At 61.2% G+C, this 16,213-nt stretch carries 13 protein-coding genes; 7 read left to right on the plus strand and 6 right to left on the minus strand.

Features of this window, described 5'->3' with window-relative positions:
• Nucleotides 1-11 precede the first annotated feature (11 nt).
• A complete protein-coding gene (locus BEN47_RS12615) occupies nucleotides 12-3,680 on the plus strand; it encodes an ABC transporter permease/M1 family aminopeptidase (RefSeq protein ID WP_070728765.1) in 3,669 nt (1,222 codons plus the stop codon).
• 269 nt (nucleotides 3,681-3,949) lie between these two features.
• Here the strand turns inward: BEN47_RS12615 and BEN47_RS12620 are convergent, their stop codons facing one another.
• Together BEN47_RS12620 and BEN47_RS12625 are read right to left on the minus strand one after the other, a co-directional pair.
• Nucleotides 3,950-4,327, minus strand: a complete 378-nt coding sequence (locus BEN47_RS12620; RefSeq protein WP_070728766.1) for a hypothetical protein — start codon at nucleotides 4,325-4,327, stop codon at nucleotides 3,950-3,952.
• 103 nt (nucleotides 4,328-4,430) lie between these two features.
• Nucleotides 4,431-5,099, minus strand: a complete 669-nt coding sequence (locus tag BEN47_RS12625; RefSeq protein ID WP_204378320.1) for an RNA polymerase sigma factor — start codon at nucleotides 5,097-5,099, stop codon at nucleotides 4,431-4,433.
• A 149-nt stretch (nucleotides 5,100-5,248) separates the two neighbouring features.
• Between BEN47_RS12625 and nuoK the strand changes: the two genes are divergently transcribed.
• On the plus strand, nucleotides 5,249-5,581 hold the full coding sequence (gene nuoK, locus BEN47_RS12630; RefSeq protein WP_070728774.1) for an NADH-quinone oxidoreductase subunit NuoK: 333 nt from the start codon (nucleotides 5,249-5,251) through the stop codon (nucleotides 5,579-5,581).
• Between the two features lie 89 nt (nucleotides 5,582-5,670).
• Nucleotides 5,671-7,611 (plus strand): NADH-quinone oxidoreductase subunit L, encoded by a 1,941-nt coding sequence (gene nuoL, locus BEN47_RS12635; RefSeq protein ID WP_070728767.1) that lies wholly within the window; start codon nucleotides 5,671-5,673, stop codon nucleotides 7,609-7,611.
• A gap of 68 nt (nucleotides 7,612-7,679) precedes the next feature.
• Here the strand turns inward: nuoL and BEN47_RS12640 are convergent, their stop codons facing one another.
• Nucleotides 7,680-7,859 (minus strand): winged helix-turn-helix transcriptional regulator, encoded by a 180-nt coding sequence (locus BEN47_RS12640; protein WP_070728768.1) that lies wholly within the window; start codon nucleotides 7,857-7,859, stop codon nucleotides 7,680-7,682.
• On the opposite strand from BEN47_RS12640, the gene BEN47_RS12645 reads away from it, so the two are divergent.
• Both BEN47_RS12645 and BEN47_RS22690 read left to right on the plus strand, forming a co-directional pair.
• The gene (locus BEN47_RS12645; RefSeq protein ID WP_070728769.1) at nucleotides 7,859-8,056 is read left to right on the plus strand and encodes a pirin family protein; all 198 of its coding nucleotides are present in this window, start codon (nucleotides 7,859-7,861) and stop codon (nucleotides 8,054-8,056) included. The genes BEN47_RS12640 and BEN47_RS12645 overlap by 1 nt on opposite strands.
• Before the next feature lie 271 nt (nucleotides 8,057-8,327).
• Complete coding sequence (locus BEN47_RS22690; RefSeq protein ID WP_070728770.1) at nucleotides 8,328-9,911, plus strand: OmpA family protein; 1,584 nt, start codon at nucleotides 8,328-8,330, stop codon at nucleotides 9,909-9,911.
• Nucleotides 9,912-10,109: 198 nt separating this feature from the next.
• On the opposite strand, the gene BEN47_RS12655 is transcribed toward BEN47_RS22690, so the two are convergent.
• Nucleotides 10,110-12,761: a TonB-dependent receptor gene (locus BEN47_RS12655; protein ID WP_070728771.1), complete on the minus strand. Its 2,652-nt coding sequence runs from the start codon at nucleotides 12,759-12,761 to the stop codon at nucleotides 10,110-10,112.
• A 49-nt stretch (nucleotides 12,762-12,810) separates the two neighbouring features.
• On the minus strand, nucleotides 12,811-13,170 hold the full coding sequence (locus tag BEN47_RS12660) for a winged helix-turn-helix domain-containing protein (protein ID WP_070728772.1): 360 nt from the start codon (nucleotides 13,168-13,170) through the stop codon (nucleotides 12,811-12,813).
• Between the two features lie 272 nt (nucleotides 13,171-13,442).
• Here BEN47_RS12660 and BEN47_RS22150 point away from each other — a divergent pair, with 272 nt between their 5' ends.
• Together BEN47_RS22150 and BEN47_RS22155 are read left to right on the plus strand one after the other, a co-directional pair.
• Nucleotides 13,443-14,597, plus strand: coding sequence for a TolB-like translocation protein (locus BEN47_RS22150; RefSeq protein ID WP_239691590.1), 1,155 nt, complete (start codon nucleotides 13,443-13,445; stop codon nucleotides 14,595-14,597).
• Nucleotides 14,598-14,872: 275 nt separating this feature from the next.
• Nucleotides 14,873-15,907 (plus strand): alpha/beta hydrolase family protein, encoded by a 1,035-nt coding sequence (locus tag BEN47_RS22155; RefSeq protein ID WP_239691592.1) that lies wholly within the window; start codon nucleotides 14,873-14,875, stop codon nucleotides 15,905-15,907.
• Between the two features lie 87 nt (nucleotides 15,908-15,994).
• Here BEN47_RS22155 and BEN47_RS21785 read toward each other — a convergent pair.
• The coding region (locus BEN47_RS21785) for a hypothetical protein (RefSeq protein WP_204378321.1) at nucleotides 15,995-16,213 on the minus strand (219 nt) is incomplete at its 5' end.

Genomic DNA, 16,213 nt, shown 5'->3' on the forward strand with positions numbered 1-16,213 from the left:
AATTCCCTGATATGTTCTTCCCCATACTTCTTTTCGAACTGAAATACCGGCTGAAGCGGCCGGCTACGTGGATTTACTTTGCCATTTTATTCATCCTCGCGTTTCTGCTGGTCACGGCGGCGGGTGGCGGCTTTGGACCGGGCACCGATGTGACCATCGGCGGCGACGGGCAGGCGGTGAAAATCAACTCTCCGTTTTCGGTGGCCATCACCATCACGGTGCTGAGCGTGTTCGGCGTCATCATCGCTTCCTCGCTCATGGGCAACCCCGTGTACCGCGACTTTGAGTACCGCACCCACCCGTTGTTCTACACCACACCCATTAGCAAGTTCGGCTACCTGGGCGGGCGCTTTCTGGGGTCTTATCTGATTGCGGTGCTCGTGTTCACCGGACTGGGCCTGGGTGCCGGGGTGGCGGGCATCATGCCCTGGATGGAGCACGACCGGTTTCTGGCCAGCACGCCGCTAGGTACTTATATCTGGCCCTACCTCACGCTGGTGCTGCCCAACCTGCTGTTTACGGGCGCCATTTTCTTCACCACGGCCACGCTCACGCGCAACATCCTGAGCACCTACATTGGGGCCGTGCTCCTGCTGGTGGGCTACCTGGTGGCCAACGCCTACATCCGCGACCTCAAAAACGAGCACCTGGTGGCGGCCCTGGATGCCTTTGGTATTGCGGCCCTGAACTTCACCACGCGCTACCTCACGGCGCCGGAAAAGAACACGCTGCTGGTTCCCATGTCCAGTTACCTGCTGCTCAACCGCGCGGTGTGGCTGAGCTTCGGGCTGGCGCTGCTGGCGTTTTGCTACGCGCGGTTCCGGTTTTCGGCCCTGGCTTCGGAAAAGGTGTCGAAAAAGGTGCGCCGCGCCTCAGCCGCCGCGGGTGCCTTGGCCGAGGCCGGTACCGCCGGCCAGGGAGTAGCCGGCGGGCTGCGCCTGCTGCCCCACGTGACGCAGGTGTTCTCCGGTGGCCTGAGTGTGAGCCAGTGGTGGAGCCTCACCAAGCTGGAGTTTCGCGGCATTGTACGCAGCCGCTACTTCGCGGCCATTGCGGGCGCGGGCGTTATCGTGCTGCTGGCCACGGCCTCGCAGGCCGGCAAAACGTTCGACACGCCCACGTTTCCGGTTACCAACCAGTACCTGACCATCGCCAGCGGACCATTTTTCCTGTTCCTGTTTGCCATTATCATCTTCTACAGCGGCGAGCTTGTCTGGCGCGAGCGGCAGGCCGGCGTGGCCCAGATTGCCGACGCCGTGCCCATTCCCAATTGGGTGCCGTTTCTGAGCAAGCTGGCCGCGCTCTGGTTAGTGCAAGTGGTGCTCATGGCCGTGGTAATGGTGTGCGGCCTCATTATTCAGACTTTCAAGGGCTACTTCAACTACGAAATCGGCCTGTACGTGCAGGCGCTGTTTCTCTACCAGCTGCCTTACCTGCTGCTGCTCTGCGTGCTGGCGATGGTGACGCAGGTGGTGGTGAACAACAAGTACCTGGGCTTTGCCCTCATCGTGGTGTACTATCTGGCCGACCAGTTCCGGCCGCAAATTGGCCTGGGCCACCGTTTGCTCGATTTCGGCGGGGGCATCTCGCCCGGCCCGTACTCGGCCATGAACGGCTACGGCCACTTCCTGCCCGCCTTCTGGTGGACCAAGCTGCTGTGGGTGGGCGTGGCCCTGCTGCTGGTGCTGGCTGCCACGCTGCTCTGGGTGCGCGGCACCGACACCACCGGCCGCCTGCGCGAAGCCCGCCGCCGCTGGAGCACCGGCAGCAGCGCCACGCTGGCGCTGGGCCTGCTCGTGAGCCTGGGCGCCGGGGCCTATATTTTCTACAACACCAACGTGCTCAACAAGTACCTCAGCCCCAAGGCTGGCGAAAAGCAGCAGCTGGCCTACGAGCAGCAATACCGCCGCTACCGGGACGTGCCGCAGCCCCGCATCACGGCAGTGAGTCTGAACACAGAAATCTTCCCCAGCACCCGCGCCGTGCGGTTCCGGGGCGAGTTTATGCTGGTGAACAAGCAACCGCAACCGCTGGATTCGGTGATTGTGAGCTTGCCCATCGAGCGGAATCCGCGCGTGCGCAGCCTCGCGCTGGGCGCGCCCGGCCAGGCCACGCTAGCCCTGAACGATACCACGTTCGGCTTCCGCATCTACCGCCTGGCCCGACCCCTGGCGCCCGGCGACTCGATGGCCCTCAGCATGGACTTGTTTTACCAGGAGCGCGGCTTCCCCAACGCGGGCTCCAACACGGATATCGTGCAGAACGGCACGTTCATCAACAACGGCTACCTGCCCGGCCTGGGCTACCGCGAGGAAGCCGAGCTGAGCGAAGACCAGGACCGCAAAAACTACGGCCTGAAACCCAAGCCCCGCATGGCCAAAGTCGATGACCTCAAGGCCCGCCAGAACACCTACATCGGCACCGATGCCGACTGGATACGCTTCCAAACGACCGTCAGCACCGAGGCCGACCAGACCGCCGTGGCCCCCGGCTACCTCACCAAGGAGTGGGTGAAGGACGGCCGCCGCTACTTCACCTACGTGATGGACCGGCCCATGAAAAACTTCTACACCTTCCTCTCGGCCCGCTACCAGCAGTACAAGGCCGGGTGGGTGGACACGGCCGGCCGCCGCAGCATCCCAATCGTAATCTACTACCAGCCGGGCCACGAGTACAACCTCAAGCGCATGGCTGAAGGCGCCAGGGACGCGCTGGCGTACTGCTCCAAGAACTTTTCGCCCTACCAGCACCGGCAGGTACGCATCCTGGAATTCCCGCAGTACAATTCTTTTGCCCAGAGCTTCGCCAACACCATTCCGTTCTCCGAGGCCATTGGCTTCGTGGCCGACGTGGACGACAACGACCCGGAAGACCTGAACATGCCCTACTACGTGACGGCCCACGAGGTAGCCCACCAGTGGTGGGGCCACCAGGTAGTGGGCGGTGCCGTGCAGGGCAGCACGCTCATGTCGGAAGCCCTGGCCGAATACACGGCCCTGATGGTGCTCCGCCACCACAACGGTCCTTCGGCGATGCAGCGCTTTTTGAAGCTTGATATGAACCGCTACCTGCAAGGCCGCGCTTTTGAGCAGAAGAAGGAAGTACCGCTGGCGCTGGTCGAAAACCAGCAATACATTCACTACCGCAAAGGGTCGGTGGTGATGTATGGACTGCAGGACTACATGGGCGAGGCAACCCTCAACGGGGCGCTGAAAAAATACGTGGCTGCCACCGCCTATCAGCCGCCGCCCTACACCAACTCGCCCGAGTTCATTGGCTACCTGCGCCGCGCCGCGCCCGATTCTCTTCAGTCTTATATCACCGACCAGTTTGAGCGTATCACCCTGTTCGACAACCGCGTGACCGCCGCCACCAGCAAGAAGCTGCCCAACGGCCAGTACCAGGTCGACTTCACGGTGAAATCGGCCAAGTTCTACGCCGACAGCCTCGGCAACCAGCGCCCCGCCGACCAATCGCGCGACGCGCTGCCGGTGGCCATCTTCCCCGAGCTAGGCAAGGACAAAAAGCCCGTGGCCCCGCTGCTGCTGGTAAAGCGCCGCCTGCGCCCAGGCGACAACAAGCTGAGCTTCGTGGTAAACAAAAAGCCTGCATCCGTAGCCGTCGACCCCTATAATATCATTATTGACCGACGGCTTGGCGACAATGTCAAGGAGCTGTAGAGCAACGTATTGAATGCAAAAAAACAGAAATCCCTGACCATGTTTGGTCAGGGATTTCTGCCGTGCGATTAATTGGCTGGTGTCTGGTAGTCTGCACTTGGGTTGATTTATGCGAATTCCTTAGTCGATGAGATGGCAATGTTGGCAGCTACAGCAGTTTCGCAATCAGTGTGCAGCTTGGACGGCAGTTGAAGGGTGAGAGTTAAAAGTTAAAAAACAGATGGCAAGCGTTTTAGCTTTTAACTCAGCTCGTAGAAACAGGAACTGCTCTATGCCGGTTGCTGCGGCCGGGGCTCGGGCTCGGGGCGACGCATGAAGCCCATGCCGCAGCGTTGCTGCATTTGCTGGCGGAATTCCTCGCGCTCGTCCGGGTTGAGGGTTTCCATTCGGTCGGCCATGCGCTGCTGCCAGGCCTTGCGGCGCCGGGCCCAGTCGCCGGAATGCCCGCCCCGGAACCAGCCGCCGAACAGAATGCGGCTCATCACCAGCAAGCCAAACGTTTGGGTCAGACTAATGGCCGAGCCATCGAAAACTTCCGGCACCAGCCAGTTCCACAGGTACTGGGTCAGAAAAACCGCCGCCGTGATGAATAAGGCCGCGAAGAGCAGGAATCGGAGGCCGCGCAGCAGCCAGAATTTACGGTCCATAAGAATGTTAGCTATTAGTGGTTAGTGGTTAACGGTTAGAGATTAATGGCCGAAACGGGTCATCCTTCTCGGAATTAACCACTAACGGCTAATCACTAATTAATTAGTCGTTGAATAATTCGGTGTAGAGTTTCTGCAGCCGTTTGCGCAGGTGCAGCACGGCGTAGTGCTTGCGCGAGATGAGGGTTTTGAGCGGCACGCCGGTTTCGGCTTCCATCTCGCGGAAGGTTTTGTCTTCCAGCTCGTGCCACACAAATACCTGGCGTTGAGCGGCCGGCAGCTCGGCCAGCGCATCGGAAAGAGCTTCCATGAGGGTTTCGCGCAGCAGCCGGTTTTCCGGCGAGTCGTCGGGTGCCGGCAGTAGGTCGGCCAGGAGCAGGCCTTCGCCGTCGTCGGAAGCTTTGGCCGCCCCAAAAGCTTCTTCCAGGCTCACGGAGCGCTTGCGGCGGTAAAGGTCGGTGATGCGGTTGCGGGCCACCCGAAACAGCCAGGCCGCGGCCTGCTCCACGGGCTTGAGCAGCCGGTAGCTTTCCACGAGTTCGGCGAAAACGTCCTGCAGGAGGTCTTCGGCCTCGGCTTCGTCGGGAATGCGGCGGCGGATGAGCGCTGCTGGCGCACCGCTACGGCAATTTGCCGGTCTTGCTGCGTGGCCGTCATCGGGGCAAGGGAAGAGGGGAGCGAGAGAGCCATTATTTCCATTCTGACCCAGCAGACGCAGGCTCCTCTGATTTACTTTAATTCTTTTTGTACCGTGGCCGCAACGAGTCCGCATCTGAGCGAACCGAGGTGTTCCGCCCACGCGCGGCCTTGCAGCGTCCACGCTACATCCGCGCTACTACAAATTTGGACCGGCTTTTTCCTTTTTCAAGGATACCTTTGCCGGCCGCCGGCTGCACTGTCCCGCCGCCGGCCCTTATACGCATGGACCAAACCATTCCCGAAGTAATCCGCACCGTTGAGTTGCAGTACTACGTTTTCTTTGCCTCGGCCTTGTTTGCCATCGGCGTTACGGGCGTGCTGGTGCGGCGCAATGCCATTATTATTTTCATGTGTGTCGAGCTAATGCTCAACGCGGTGAATATTTTGCTCACGGCGTTTTCGGCCTACCGCGCCGACCCGAACGGCCAGATTTTCGTGTTCTTCATCATGGCCGTGGCCGCCGCCGAAGTCGCGGTGGGCCTGGGCATCATCGTCATGATTTACCGCAACTTCCAGACCACCGACGTCAACTTATTGAGCCGCCTCAAATGGTGAATGACTGAATGGTGGAATGGGCGAATGCTTGCGCCCGTCTGCCTTTCGTCTTTATTCATTCAGCCATTCCCCCATTCCCCCATTCACCAATGGAAACCGTTCTCCCCGGCGCCAACGCCCCTTATTCCACGTTTCTCTACGTCCTGATTCCGCTGCTGCCCTTCCTGGGCTTCCTGCTGAATGGGCTGCTGAACCGGAAGCTGTCCGCCACCGTGGCCGGGCTCATCGGCAGCGCCACTGTGCTGGGCTCGTTCCTGATTTCGCTGCTGCTGTTCTTCAATTTCGAGTACCAGTACACGGTGCAGCTGTTCGACTGGATTTCGGTGGGCTCGCTGCAGATTCCCTTTCAGTACCAAATCGACCAGCTGAGCCTGATTATGCTGCTGCTGGTGACCGGCGTGGGCTTTCTCATTCACGTCTACAGCATCGGCTACATGCACCACGATGAGAACGTGGGCAAGTTCTTCAGCTTCCTGAACCTGTTCATTTTCAGTATGCTGCTGCTGGTGATGGGCGCCAACTTCGTCATTCTCTTCATTGGCTGGGAGGGCGTGGGCTTGTGCTCCTACCTGCTCATCGGCTTCTGGAACAAGAACACGGCCTACAACAACGCCGCCAAGAAAGCCTTCATCATCAACCGCATCGGCGACCTGGGGTTCCTGCTCGGCATCTTCCTGATTTACCTCACCTTCGACTCGGTGCAGTACGCCGAAGTATTCCAGAAAGCCAGCACCATGCAGGTGGGCACGGGCGTGGTCACGGCCATCACCCTGCTGCTGTTTGTGGGCGCCATGGGCAAGTCGGCCCAGCTGCCGCTCTACACCTGGCTGCCCGACGCCATGGCCGGCCCCACGCCGGTTTCGGCCCTGATTCACGCCGCTACCATGGTTACGGCGGGCATCTACATGGTGCTCCGGGCCAACGTGCTGTTCACGCTGGCCCCCGATACCCTGGAGGTGGTGGCCATTGTGGGCGCGGCCACGGCCCTGTTTGCCGCCACCATCGGCCTGGCCCAAAACGACATCAAGAAAGTGCTGGCCTACTCCACCGTCTCGCAGCTCGGCTATATGTTCCTGGCGCTGGGTGTGATGGGCTACAGCACCTCGCTGTTCCACGTGCTCACTCACGCCTTTTTCAAGGCGCTGATGTTCCTCGGGGCCGGCTCCGTGATTCACGCCATGAGCAACGAGCAGGACCTGCGCCGCATGGGTGGCCTGCGCAAGGCCCTGCCCATCACCTTTTTCACGTTCCTCATTGGCTGCCTGGCCATTTCGGGCATCCCGCCGTTTTCGGGCTTTTTCTCCAAAGATGAAATTCTGAGTCACGCTTTTGAGCACAGCAAAGTGCTGTGGGCCATGGGTTTGCTCACGGCTTTCATGACGGCCTTCTATATGTTCCGTCTGTTGTTCCTGGCCTTTTTCGGCGAGTTCCGCGGCACTCCGGAACAGAAGCACCACCTGCACGAGTCGCCCGCTTCGATGACGTTTCCGCTCATTGTACTGGCCATTCTGGCCGCGGTGGGCGGCTTTATGGGTGCCCCCATGTTCACGGGTGGCCGGCATTTTCTGGCCGAGTACTTAGCGCCTGTTTTCACTTACTCGCAGCGCCTGCTGCCCGCCGCCTTCAATGCCGAGCCCGACCACAACACGGAGTTGATGCTCATGGGTTTATCGGTGGCGGCCGGCGTGCTGGGCATCGTGCTGGCCTACGTGTTCTACGTGGCCCGCGCCCAGCGTCCCGCCGAGGACGAGGCCCAGCGCTCGGGTCCCGAAAGCCTGGTGTACCACAAGTACTACATCGACGAGTTGTACGACGCGGTATTTACGCGGCCCATCATGGCGCTGTCCAACGGCTTGTATAAGTTCGTGGAAAACGGCATCATCAATCCCGTGGTCGGCGTGTTTGGCCGCGCCGTGAACGGCGGTGGCACCCTGCTGCGCTACGTCCAAACCGGCGCCGTAGAAACGTACCTGATTCTGATGGTAATTGGTATCGTACTGATTCTGGGGCTGAATTTCGGTCGTTTCTAGGCCGCAACTTTCTGCATAAAAAAAGCACCCGTTGCAAACGGGTGGCTTTTTTTATGCGTGAGCGACGGCTAGCGCGCTGCCAGCGCGGCCCGGTTCTGCACGCCCCAGGCCTGGATGGCGTCAATCACCAGTTCCAGAGAGCGGCCGCATTCCGTGAGGCTGTATTCTACGGTGGGCGGCACGGTGGGGTAGGGGCGCCGCGTGACAATGCCGTGGGCTTGCAGCAATTTCAGCGCCTTGATGAGCATTGCTGTCACCCTCGCGCAAAGATGCCGGCGTCTGGATTCATAAGGACGCTTGGTTTCACCTCGCCCACATGGACGCCGGGGTAAGCCTGGGGTATGCGCTCAAGCAGGCGGGCAACGGCATGTGTGCCTTCGTGCTGGAAGGCGATGTGACCATTGCCGGGCAGGCACTCCACCGCCGCAACGGCTTCGGGCTATAAGAGGCCGACAGATTCGACATCAAAGCTGACACCACCGTGCGGCTCCTGCTAATGGAGGTGCCCATGCTGGGCTGGTCCGGTGGGTGCAGGAAGCAGTGCTATTGTTGCATGTTTAGTCTTGATAATCAGCAATGTTAACCAATGGAAGAAGTGGCGGGTTGTATAGGGGTAGCAACTTTTTTAGATAAATGGGGTATAGCAGGACATTCGCTACTTACTGAAGAGTAGGTGGCGCATGTCACCCTTCTTTCACATTCCCCCTAATTAAATTATGCACCTCAAACCTCAACTCCTGCGCGGCCTCGCGCTGGGTGCGGTGATGCTCGGCATGGCTGCCCCGCATTCGCAGGCCCAAACCGCCGACAAGAAAACGGCCATCAGCCTCTACGGCAGCGCCTACCAGTACAAAGGCAACTACGGTTCCTACTTCTGGGACTTCAGCAAAAGCAACGGTGGCCCTGGCATTACCTTCAACCGCTACCTGAGCTCCGGCCTGGACCTGGGCCTGGCCTTGGGGTACACGGAACTGAAAGGCGCCCAGACCAGTAACAGGGCCAATTCTTTTAGCACTAACGTGGTGCACGGCAATCTGGCGTTCAAGTTCAAGCTGAATAACGGCTGGGCCATCAAAGAAGACGCCTTTATTCAGCCTTACCTGACCATCGCACCGGGCCTGGCTTACTTCAGCCGGGAAGCAACGTACCGGGGTAGGTCCACCGATGAAAATGCCACAAGCTTCGACCTGATGGGCGCGGCCGGCATCAATTTCCGCTTGAGTGACGGCGTGGGCCTGTTCATCCAGACGGGGCAGCACATTCCGTTTGGTGCCAACATCGACGGCGACCCCGTGCGCGACGACAACCGGATTGACGACCGGTTCCTGCAGCATACCGCGGGCTTGACCTTCGCCTTGGGCCAAATGAAGGACGAGGACAAAGACGGCGTATCCGATAAAAAGGACAAGTGCCCTGGCACCCCCGCCGGTGTGGCCGTGGACCCCAACGGCTGCCCGCTTGATAAGGACGGCGACGGTGTTCCCGATTACCAGGATAAGTGCCCCGACGAGAAAGGCCTAGCCGCACTCGAAGGTTGCCCTGACCGCGACGGCGACGGCGTGCGCGATGCGGACGACAAGTGCCCCGACACCCCTGGCAAAGCTGAGCTGGCCGGTTGCCCCGATGCCGACAACGACGGCGTGACTGACCAGGATGACAAGTGCCCCGACACCCCCGCCGGTGTGAAAGTAGACGCCAGCGGCTGCCCGCTCGACCGCGACGGTGACGGTGTGCCCGACTTCCAGGACCGCTGCCCCGACCGTGCCGGCCCCGCCAGCAACAAAGGCTGCCCCGAGATTAAAGCCGAGGCTAAGAAAATCCTGAACGAAGCCACCAAGTACATCAACTTCGACTTCAACAAGGCCACCCTGAAGGCCTCGTCGTATCCGAAACTGGAGCAGATGGTGCAGATTATGAACGACTACCCGGACTATAGCCTGAGCATTGCCGGCCACACCGATAGCAAAGGTGCCGACAACTTTAACCTCGGTCTGAGCTACGAGCGTGCCGCTTCGGCCCGTGCTTACATGCTGAGCAAAGGCATCCCCGCTGAGCGCATTGAAGCCCGTGGCTATGGCGAAACCAAGCCCATTGCCGACAACGCAACGGCTGCCGGCCAGGCCCTCAACCGCCGCGTAGACTTCGACCCCTTCCTGACCGGTGAGACCAACGCCGCCGAAGTGAAGTACGGTGCTGCTCCGACCATCACGGAGATTAAAGCCCAGGGCAAGCCGGTGCCAACCCGCAAGGCGCCCATGAAAAAGGCCCCCGTACGTAAGGCTCCGGTCAAGCGTAAGTAGGTTGCCCGCGCGGTAATCGCAAAGGAAGAAAAAGGCCCGCTCGATGAGAGCGGGCCTTTTTTGCGTTTTATTAAACCCATATCACCGGCCCATCTCCTCATATGGGGGGCTAGGGGCTGGGACCGAAATGCTTCGACTATGCTCAGCATGACATTCTTTTTTAATGCCAGCTCGTTGGTGCGTAACAGCAGTGACTACTTAAAATACCTGATACGTCATGGCCAGGTAGTACAGTCCGCCCACGCTGGGGCCGCCCAGATAAGTCACGTAGTAATTATTGAGCATGTTGCTGGCGCCTAGTTTGAAGCGCAGGTCGGCTTTGGGCACGGCGTAGATTACCTGGGTATCGAGGGTGTGGTAGGCGGGCACTGTGCCATTTACCAGGAAGGTTTGGGAATAGTAGCCTTGCTGCCAGCGGTAGTTCAGGCCGAAGCCGATGTGCTGGTACACATTCTCGTTGCCGGCACTCAGGTTGTAGGCCCAGCGCGGGGTGTTGAAGCCGTCTTCCAGGCCGTCGCCGCTTTCGGTGCGAGCCAGGCGGGTGTAGGTGGTATTGGCCCCCACGAGGTATCCACGGGCCAGTTCGTAACGCAGGCCAGCCGAGCCGCCGAAGTTGTATACCTGGCTCTGGGAGTTGGTCCAGAGGCGGTAGCGGGCCTGGCCGGCGCGGGCGTTGAGCGTGGTGGCCACAGTATTCAGGTCGGCGTTGGTGATGGGCGTGCCAGAGGCTGTGACCGGTACGTAGGCTTCCACCTGGGCAATGAAGTTGCGGTAGGAATTGTAGTAGAAATCCACGTCCGCCACCAACCGGCCGCCGGGCCCGAAGGCCGCTTTGTAGCCCACCTCCAGCGAGCGGATGTACTCGGGTTTGAGGTAGGTGTAGGGGTTTTTCACCAGCCGGCCTTGGTTTTGGGCAATGGCCTGCTGGCGCTTCTGGGCCGCAGTTTGCGCAGAGGTATTGGCGTTTATGGCGGCTGTCACGGCTGTATTAAAAACATCGATGCTGGTGCGGAGGTAGCTGTTTTCAAACACGCCGTCCGACATTACCCGCAGCCCGCCGATGCGCTTCACCTGTCCGCTGTTTACGTTGGAAAAGCCCTCGAACAGGCTCGGGAAACGATAGCCGCTCTGGTAGCTCAGGCGAAAATTTTGCTGTTGCGTGGGCGAAAAAACGGCCGTGAAGCGCGGGTTGAATTTTACGTCGAAATAGTCGTTTTTGTCCACGCGCACGGTGGCGGTGAGGCGCAGTTTTTCGTCCAAAAACCGGCCGCCGGCCTGCAGGAAGCCACCGGTTTTGGAGTACGTCAGGTTGTTGGCGAGTGGGTCCTGGCCGGGCGCGGGGTTGATGAAGTAGTTTCCGTCGGGCACCACGATATAAGTGCGGTGGTCGGCTCCGGCCAGCAGGTCGAGGTGGGCGGGCACGCGGGTACCGCGGCGGCGCAGGGCCTCGGCCACGTTCAGCTGGGCCTCGCCGTGGAGCAGGTCGGCTTCCACGCGCAGGGCCGCGCCCACGTCCCAATTATTGATGTCCTGCAACTGGGTGAGGCGCTGGTTGAAGGCGTCGGTGCCGGGCTGCAGGCGGCCGGCGTCGGCGGCGGTGCGGGCGGTGGCATGGGCTTGGGCGATGGGCTGGCCGGCGGCCACGGCGGCGTTCCAGGCGCCGGTATAGTCGGCGTTCCACCGAGCGTCGGGCTTGAAGCTGCGCTCCAGGTTCTCGCCCATGGAGCGCAGGTTGTAGCTCTGGCCGGTGTTTTCGCGGGTGAAGTAGGCGCGGGCCTGCACCACGGGCGTGGTGAGGGTAAGAGCGTGCTGCTGCAGGCGGTAATCCTGCAGCCCGAAGCGGTTCGAGCGCTGATACACGTTGTCGAAACCGGCCACGCGGTAGGTGTAAGCCAGCTCCGTGCCGGGCCGGAAGCGGTAGTACAGGGCCCCATCGGCCCGCAGGCTGCGGATGGAATAGTCCACCAGGTCGCGCTCCAGGTAGCCGGTGCGGGCCACCACGTATTGCCGGCCGCCGAGCGTGAGCGTACTGCGGTCTGACGATTCGTTGCCGTAGCTATTGGTGGGGTCGCGGGCTGGGTTGTCGGCCCCGAACAGGCCGGTGGTGGCGTTGCCTTTGGCAAACAGGTCGGTCTGGTCGTTGGCCACCCAGTCGGAGGCGCGCAGGTAGGTGCCGTTTATTTTGAAAGCCAGCTTGTCGGCCAACAGCACTTTGGCATAGCGCAGACTGGTTTCGGAATAAAGATTTTCAGTCGAGCTGCCGGTCTCGAATGACTTTGTATTAGAGTCGTTGAGGTGATTGATGCCTGTCTGCTGCCGCACGCTCAGCCCTTCCGAGCTGAACGGGTTTTTGGTCCGGAAATTCGCCAGCCCGTTGATGGCGTTCAGCCCGTAAAGCGCCGAGGCCGTGCCGGGCACAATTTCTACCGAGCTGATGTCCAGGTCGCTTGGCCCCAGTACGTTGCCGATGGGCGCGCCGATGTGCGGCGCCTGGTTGTCCACGCCGTCCACGAGCTGGGCGAAGCGCACGTTAGTGGTGTTGGTGAAGCCCCGGGCATTGATGACCTTGAAGGCCAAGCTGGGTGTAATGACCTGCACGCCCTTGAGGTGCTCAATGGCATCGAAGAACGACGGCGCGGGCGTGAGCCGCAGGGCCCTCGGATTGAGCTTTTCCACCGTCACCGGCGACTGCAAAAAACTCTCCTCAACCCGCGAAGCGGATACTACCACTTCGGTCAGGTCCACGTTTTGGCGGGTGGTATCGGCGGGCGCGGCGGTTTGGCCAGCCGCCCGCAGCGTGGCCAGCAGCACGCCGGAAAACGCCAGGGCGCGGAGTATGAGTAGAGCCATAAAAACAGTCGTTGTATTTGCAAAGATATAACGACTCGCAGCTCGTGGCTTACTCCTGAATTCGATGCGTTTCGGCGCTCATAAATGCCTGGAAACGCGCCTGCAGGGCCTGAAACGCCACGATGGCTTCGTGGCCGGCGGCCGTTACCGCCGCCCCGCCGCCGCGGGTGCCGCCGGTTTGGGTGGTTACAAAGGGCGTGGCGGCCTGCGCGTTCATGGAGCTCACCAAGTCCCAGGCGCGCTTGTAGGACATGCCCATGGCCTGGGCGGCCTTCGATATGGAGCCCAGCGCGGCGATGTGCTCCAGCAGCTCCAGCCGGCCGATGCCCAGGAAGCGGCCGTCCTCGGTTTCGAGCCAGAGGCGGCCGTTGAGGCGGTAGGTTTTGGTGGGCAGGAGCAGCGTTTTCATGGAGCAAAGATTAAGGAGGACGAGCCGGAAACGCAACCAGCCGCCGCCACTATGCGGCCGGCTGCGCTGGTGGTGCGCAATGCGAGCGGCGCCGCTGCGTGCTGGCGTTTGCAACCCTTGGCTGGAAGGCGTGTCCGTGCTCACTGGACAAGGAAGAAGCCTGCTTGCACATACCGCCGCCCGCCCAAAACTTGTACCACCTGCCCCCATCACTGTTGTTACCTTTCGGCATCGGCAGCTGCCGAATCCGGGTACTCTTCTCATCGCCGCGTATGAAAAAAATAGTTCTCTCCGCCAGCTTGCTGCTAGCCACCGTAGCCGGGACGCAAGCGCAGGAATTCCAGTACCAAACCCCGCCCAAGGCCCTGCAGGACCTGCTGCTGGCGCCGCCCACGTCGCGGGTTAGCCTGTCGTCCGACGGGCGGGTGATGGCGCTGCTGCAAGTGCAGGACTTCCCCACCATCGCCGAGCTTTCCCAGCCCGAGCTGCGGCTGGCCGGTCTGCGCGTCAACCCCCGCACCAACGGCCAGAGCCGCGTGAGCTACGCCGTGGGCATCAAGCTCAAAACCCTGCCCAATGGTGCCGAAATCGACGTGAAGGGTCTGCCGGACCAGGCCCGCATCAGCAGCGTGAGCTGGTCGCCCGACAATAAAACGATGGCCTTTGCCCTCACCACGCCCGGCTCCGGCACTGATGGCCGCGTGGAGCTGTGGGTGGCCGACGTGGCCGGCGCCACCGCCCGCCGCCTGCTGGCCATGCCCTTGAACGACGCCTTCGGCAACGCCTTCGATTGGGTGTCGGACAGCAAAACCATAGTGGCCTGCACCGTGCCCGCGGGCCGCGGCGCCGCGCCGGCCGCCGATGCCGTGCCCACCGGCCCGGCCGTGCAGGAAAGCGGCGGCGGCAAAAAAACCGCCGCCCCCACCTACCAGGATTTGCTGAAAAGCCCCGCCGACGAGCGGCAGTTTGACTACTACGCCACCTCGCAGCTCGTAAAAGTGAGCCTGGCCGACGGCGCCGCCCAACCCCTGGGCCAGCCCGGCGTGATTCAAACCGCCTCGCCCTCGCCCGATGGCAAGTACGTGCTGGTGCGCACCCGCCACCGGCCCTATGCCTACACGCTGCCCATCAGCCGGTTTCCGCAGCGCATTGACGTGTTGGACCTGGCCAGCGGCGCCCCGGTGAAAACCCTGGCCGACCTGCCCCTGGCCGATGCCGTGCCCATCGGGAACGATGCGGCGGCACCGGCCCGCGCAACCACACCTGGCGCGCCGACGTGCCCGCCACCATCTGCTACGTGGAAGCGCAGGACGGCGGCAACCCCAAAACGAAAGCCGATATCCGCGACAAGCTCTTTACCATCGCAGCGCCCTTCACGGGTGCGCCGGAGCTGCTGGCGGCCCTGCCCATGCGCTTTGGCGGCCTGAACTGGGGCACCGGCCAGCTGGCCCTCGTCGAAGGCTACCGCTGGGCCGACCGCCGCCAGACCACCTGGCAGCTGAACCCCAGCAAGCCCGACGCGCCGCTCAGCGTGCTCTTCGACGGCTCGTCGGAGGACAAGTACAACGACCCCGGCACGCCCTACGAGCACCGCAACGCCCAGGGCAAGTCGGTGCTGCTCACGGGCGGCGCCTTGGGCCAGACCATCTACCTGATGGGCAATGGCGCCTCGCCCGAGGGCGACCGGCCTTTTGTGGACGAAATGGACCTGATTAGCAAGAAAACTGCCCGCTGGTGGCGGTCGCAGGCGCCGGTGTACGAAGTGCCGGTGGCCATTGTGGATGCCAGCGGCAAGAAGCGGCAGCTGCTCACGCGCCGCGAGTCGCTCACTCAATCGCCGAACTACTACCTGCGCGATGCCACCAAAAAGGAGAAGCTCACGGCCGTGACCAAGTTCCCGAACCCGTACGCGGCCTTTGGCGGCAGCTTCCCCAAGCAGGTGCTGAAGTACAAGCGCGCCGATGGCGTGGCCCTCACGGCCGACCTCTACCTGCCCCCGAACTACAAGAAGTCCGACGGCCCGCTGCCCATGCTCATGTCGGCTTACCCGCTGGAGTTCAAGGATAAGAGCACGGCCGGCCAGGTCACCGGTTCGCCGTTCACCTTCACGCGCTTGAACGGTGGCTCGCCGGTGTTCTGGGTCACGCAGGGCTACGCGGTGCTGGCCAACGCCAGCGTGCCGATTGTGGGCGAAGGCAGCAAAGACCCCAACGACACTTACATCGAGCAGCTGGTGAGCAGCGCCAAAGCGGCCATCGACGAAGGCGCCCGCCTGGGTGTGGTCGACCCCAAGCGCGTGGGCGTAATGGGCCACAGCTACGGCGCGTTTATGACGGCCAACCTGCTCACGCACTCCAACCTGTTCAAGGCCGGCATTGCCCGCAGCGGCGCCTACAACCGCACGCTCACGCCCTACGGTTTCCAGGGCGAAGAGCGCAACTACTGGCAGGCGCAGGAGGTGTACAACGCCATGTCGCCGTTCAACTACGCCGACAAAATCAAAACGCCCATCCTGCTCATTCACGGCGAGGCCGACAACAACACCGGTACCTACCCCATCCAGAGCGAGCGGTATTACGCCGCGCTGAAAGGTCAGGGCGCCACCGCCCGCTACGTGGTGCTGCCCGCCGAATCGCACGGCTACGCCGCCCGCGAAAACCTGCTCCACGTGCTCTGGGAAACCAACGCCTGGCTGGAAAAATACGTGAAAGCCCCCGCGCCTGAACCGGCTAACTAGGCTAAGCTTGAGATTGATTCCGAAGCTGCTTGAAATAGCAAAAAGCTCGTCCTATTTAAATTAGGACGGGCTTTTTTTATTAAGTAGTCAGCCATAATTAAATGCCATGCATGCCGCAGTATCTTTCTTACAGCAGTAAATCAGTCCTTGAGCGCTGTGAGCAAAATGCTTCGTTGCGCTCTGCATAACGGTCACTTTTTGCTCAATGAAGCTGTTTAGAAAGTAAAAGGACTCCCAAAAAAGCGCGAAATTTGAGTTACGACACTCCTTTTTTCGCATTTTAATGGAAGTCCTGTCCAAAGATAT

The organism is Hymenobacter lapidarius (assembly GCF_001816145.1).
GTDB lineage: Bacteria > Bacteroidota > Bacteroidia > Cytophagales > Hymenobacteraceae > Hymenobacter > Hymenobacter lapidarius.

Bases quoted from the DNA above. Each gene is read 5' to 3' on its own strand.
- BEN47_RS12615 (WP_070728765.1), top strand. From the start codon at position 12: ATGTTCTTCCCCATACTTCTTTTCGAACTGAAATACCGGCTGAAGCGG.
- BEN47_RS12620 (WP_070728766.1), bottom strand. From the start codon at position 4,327: ATGGACCGTAAATTCTGGCTGCTGCGCGGCCTCCGATTCCTGCTCTTC.
- BEN47_RS12625 (WP_204378320.1), bottom strand. From the start codon at position 5,099: ATGCGGACTCGTTGCGGCCACGGTACAAAAAGAATTAAAGTAAATCAG.
- nuoK (WP_070728774.1), top strand. From the start codon at position 5,249: ATGGACCAAACCATTCCCGAAGTAATCCGCACCGTTGAGTTGCAGTAC.
- nuoL (WP_070728767.1), top strand. From the start codon at position 5,671: ATGGAAACCGTTCTCCCCGGCGCCAACGCCCCTTATTCCACGTTTCTC.
- BEN47_RS12640 (WP_070728768.1), bottom strand. From the start codon at position 7,859: ATGCTCATCAAGGCGCTGAAATTGCTGCAAGCCCACGGCATTGTCACG.
- BEN47_RS22690 (WP_070728770.1), top strand. From the start codon at position 8,328: ATGCACCTCAAACCTCAACTCCTGCGCGGCCTCGCGCTGGGTGCGGTG.
- BEN47_RS12655 (WP_070728771.1), bottom strand. From the start codon at position 12,761: ATGGCTCTACTCATACTCCGCGCCCTGGCGTTTTCCGGCGTGCTGCTG.
- BEN47_RS12660 (WP_070728772.1), bottom strand. From the start codon at position 13,170: ATGAAAACGCTGCTCCTGCCCACCAAAACCTACCGCCTCAACGGCCGC.
- BEN47_RS22150 (WP_239691590.1), top strand. From the start codon at position 13,443: ATGAAAAAAATAGTTCTCTCCGCCAGCTTGCTGCTAGCCACCGTAGCC.
- BEN47_RS22155 (WP_239691592.1), top strand. From the start codon at position 14,873: ATGGACCTGATTAGCAAGAAAACTGCCCGCTGGTGGCGGTCGCAGGCG.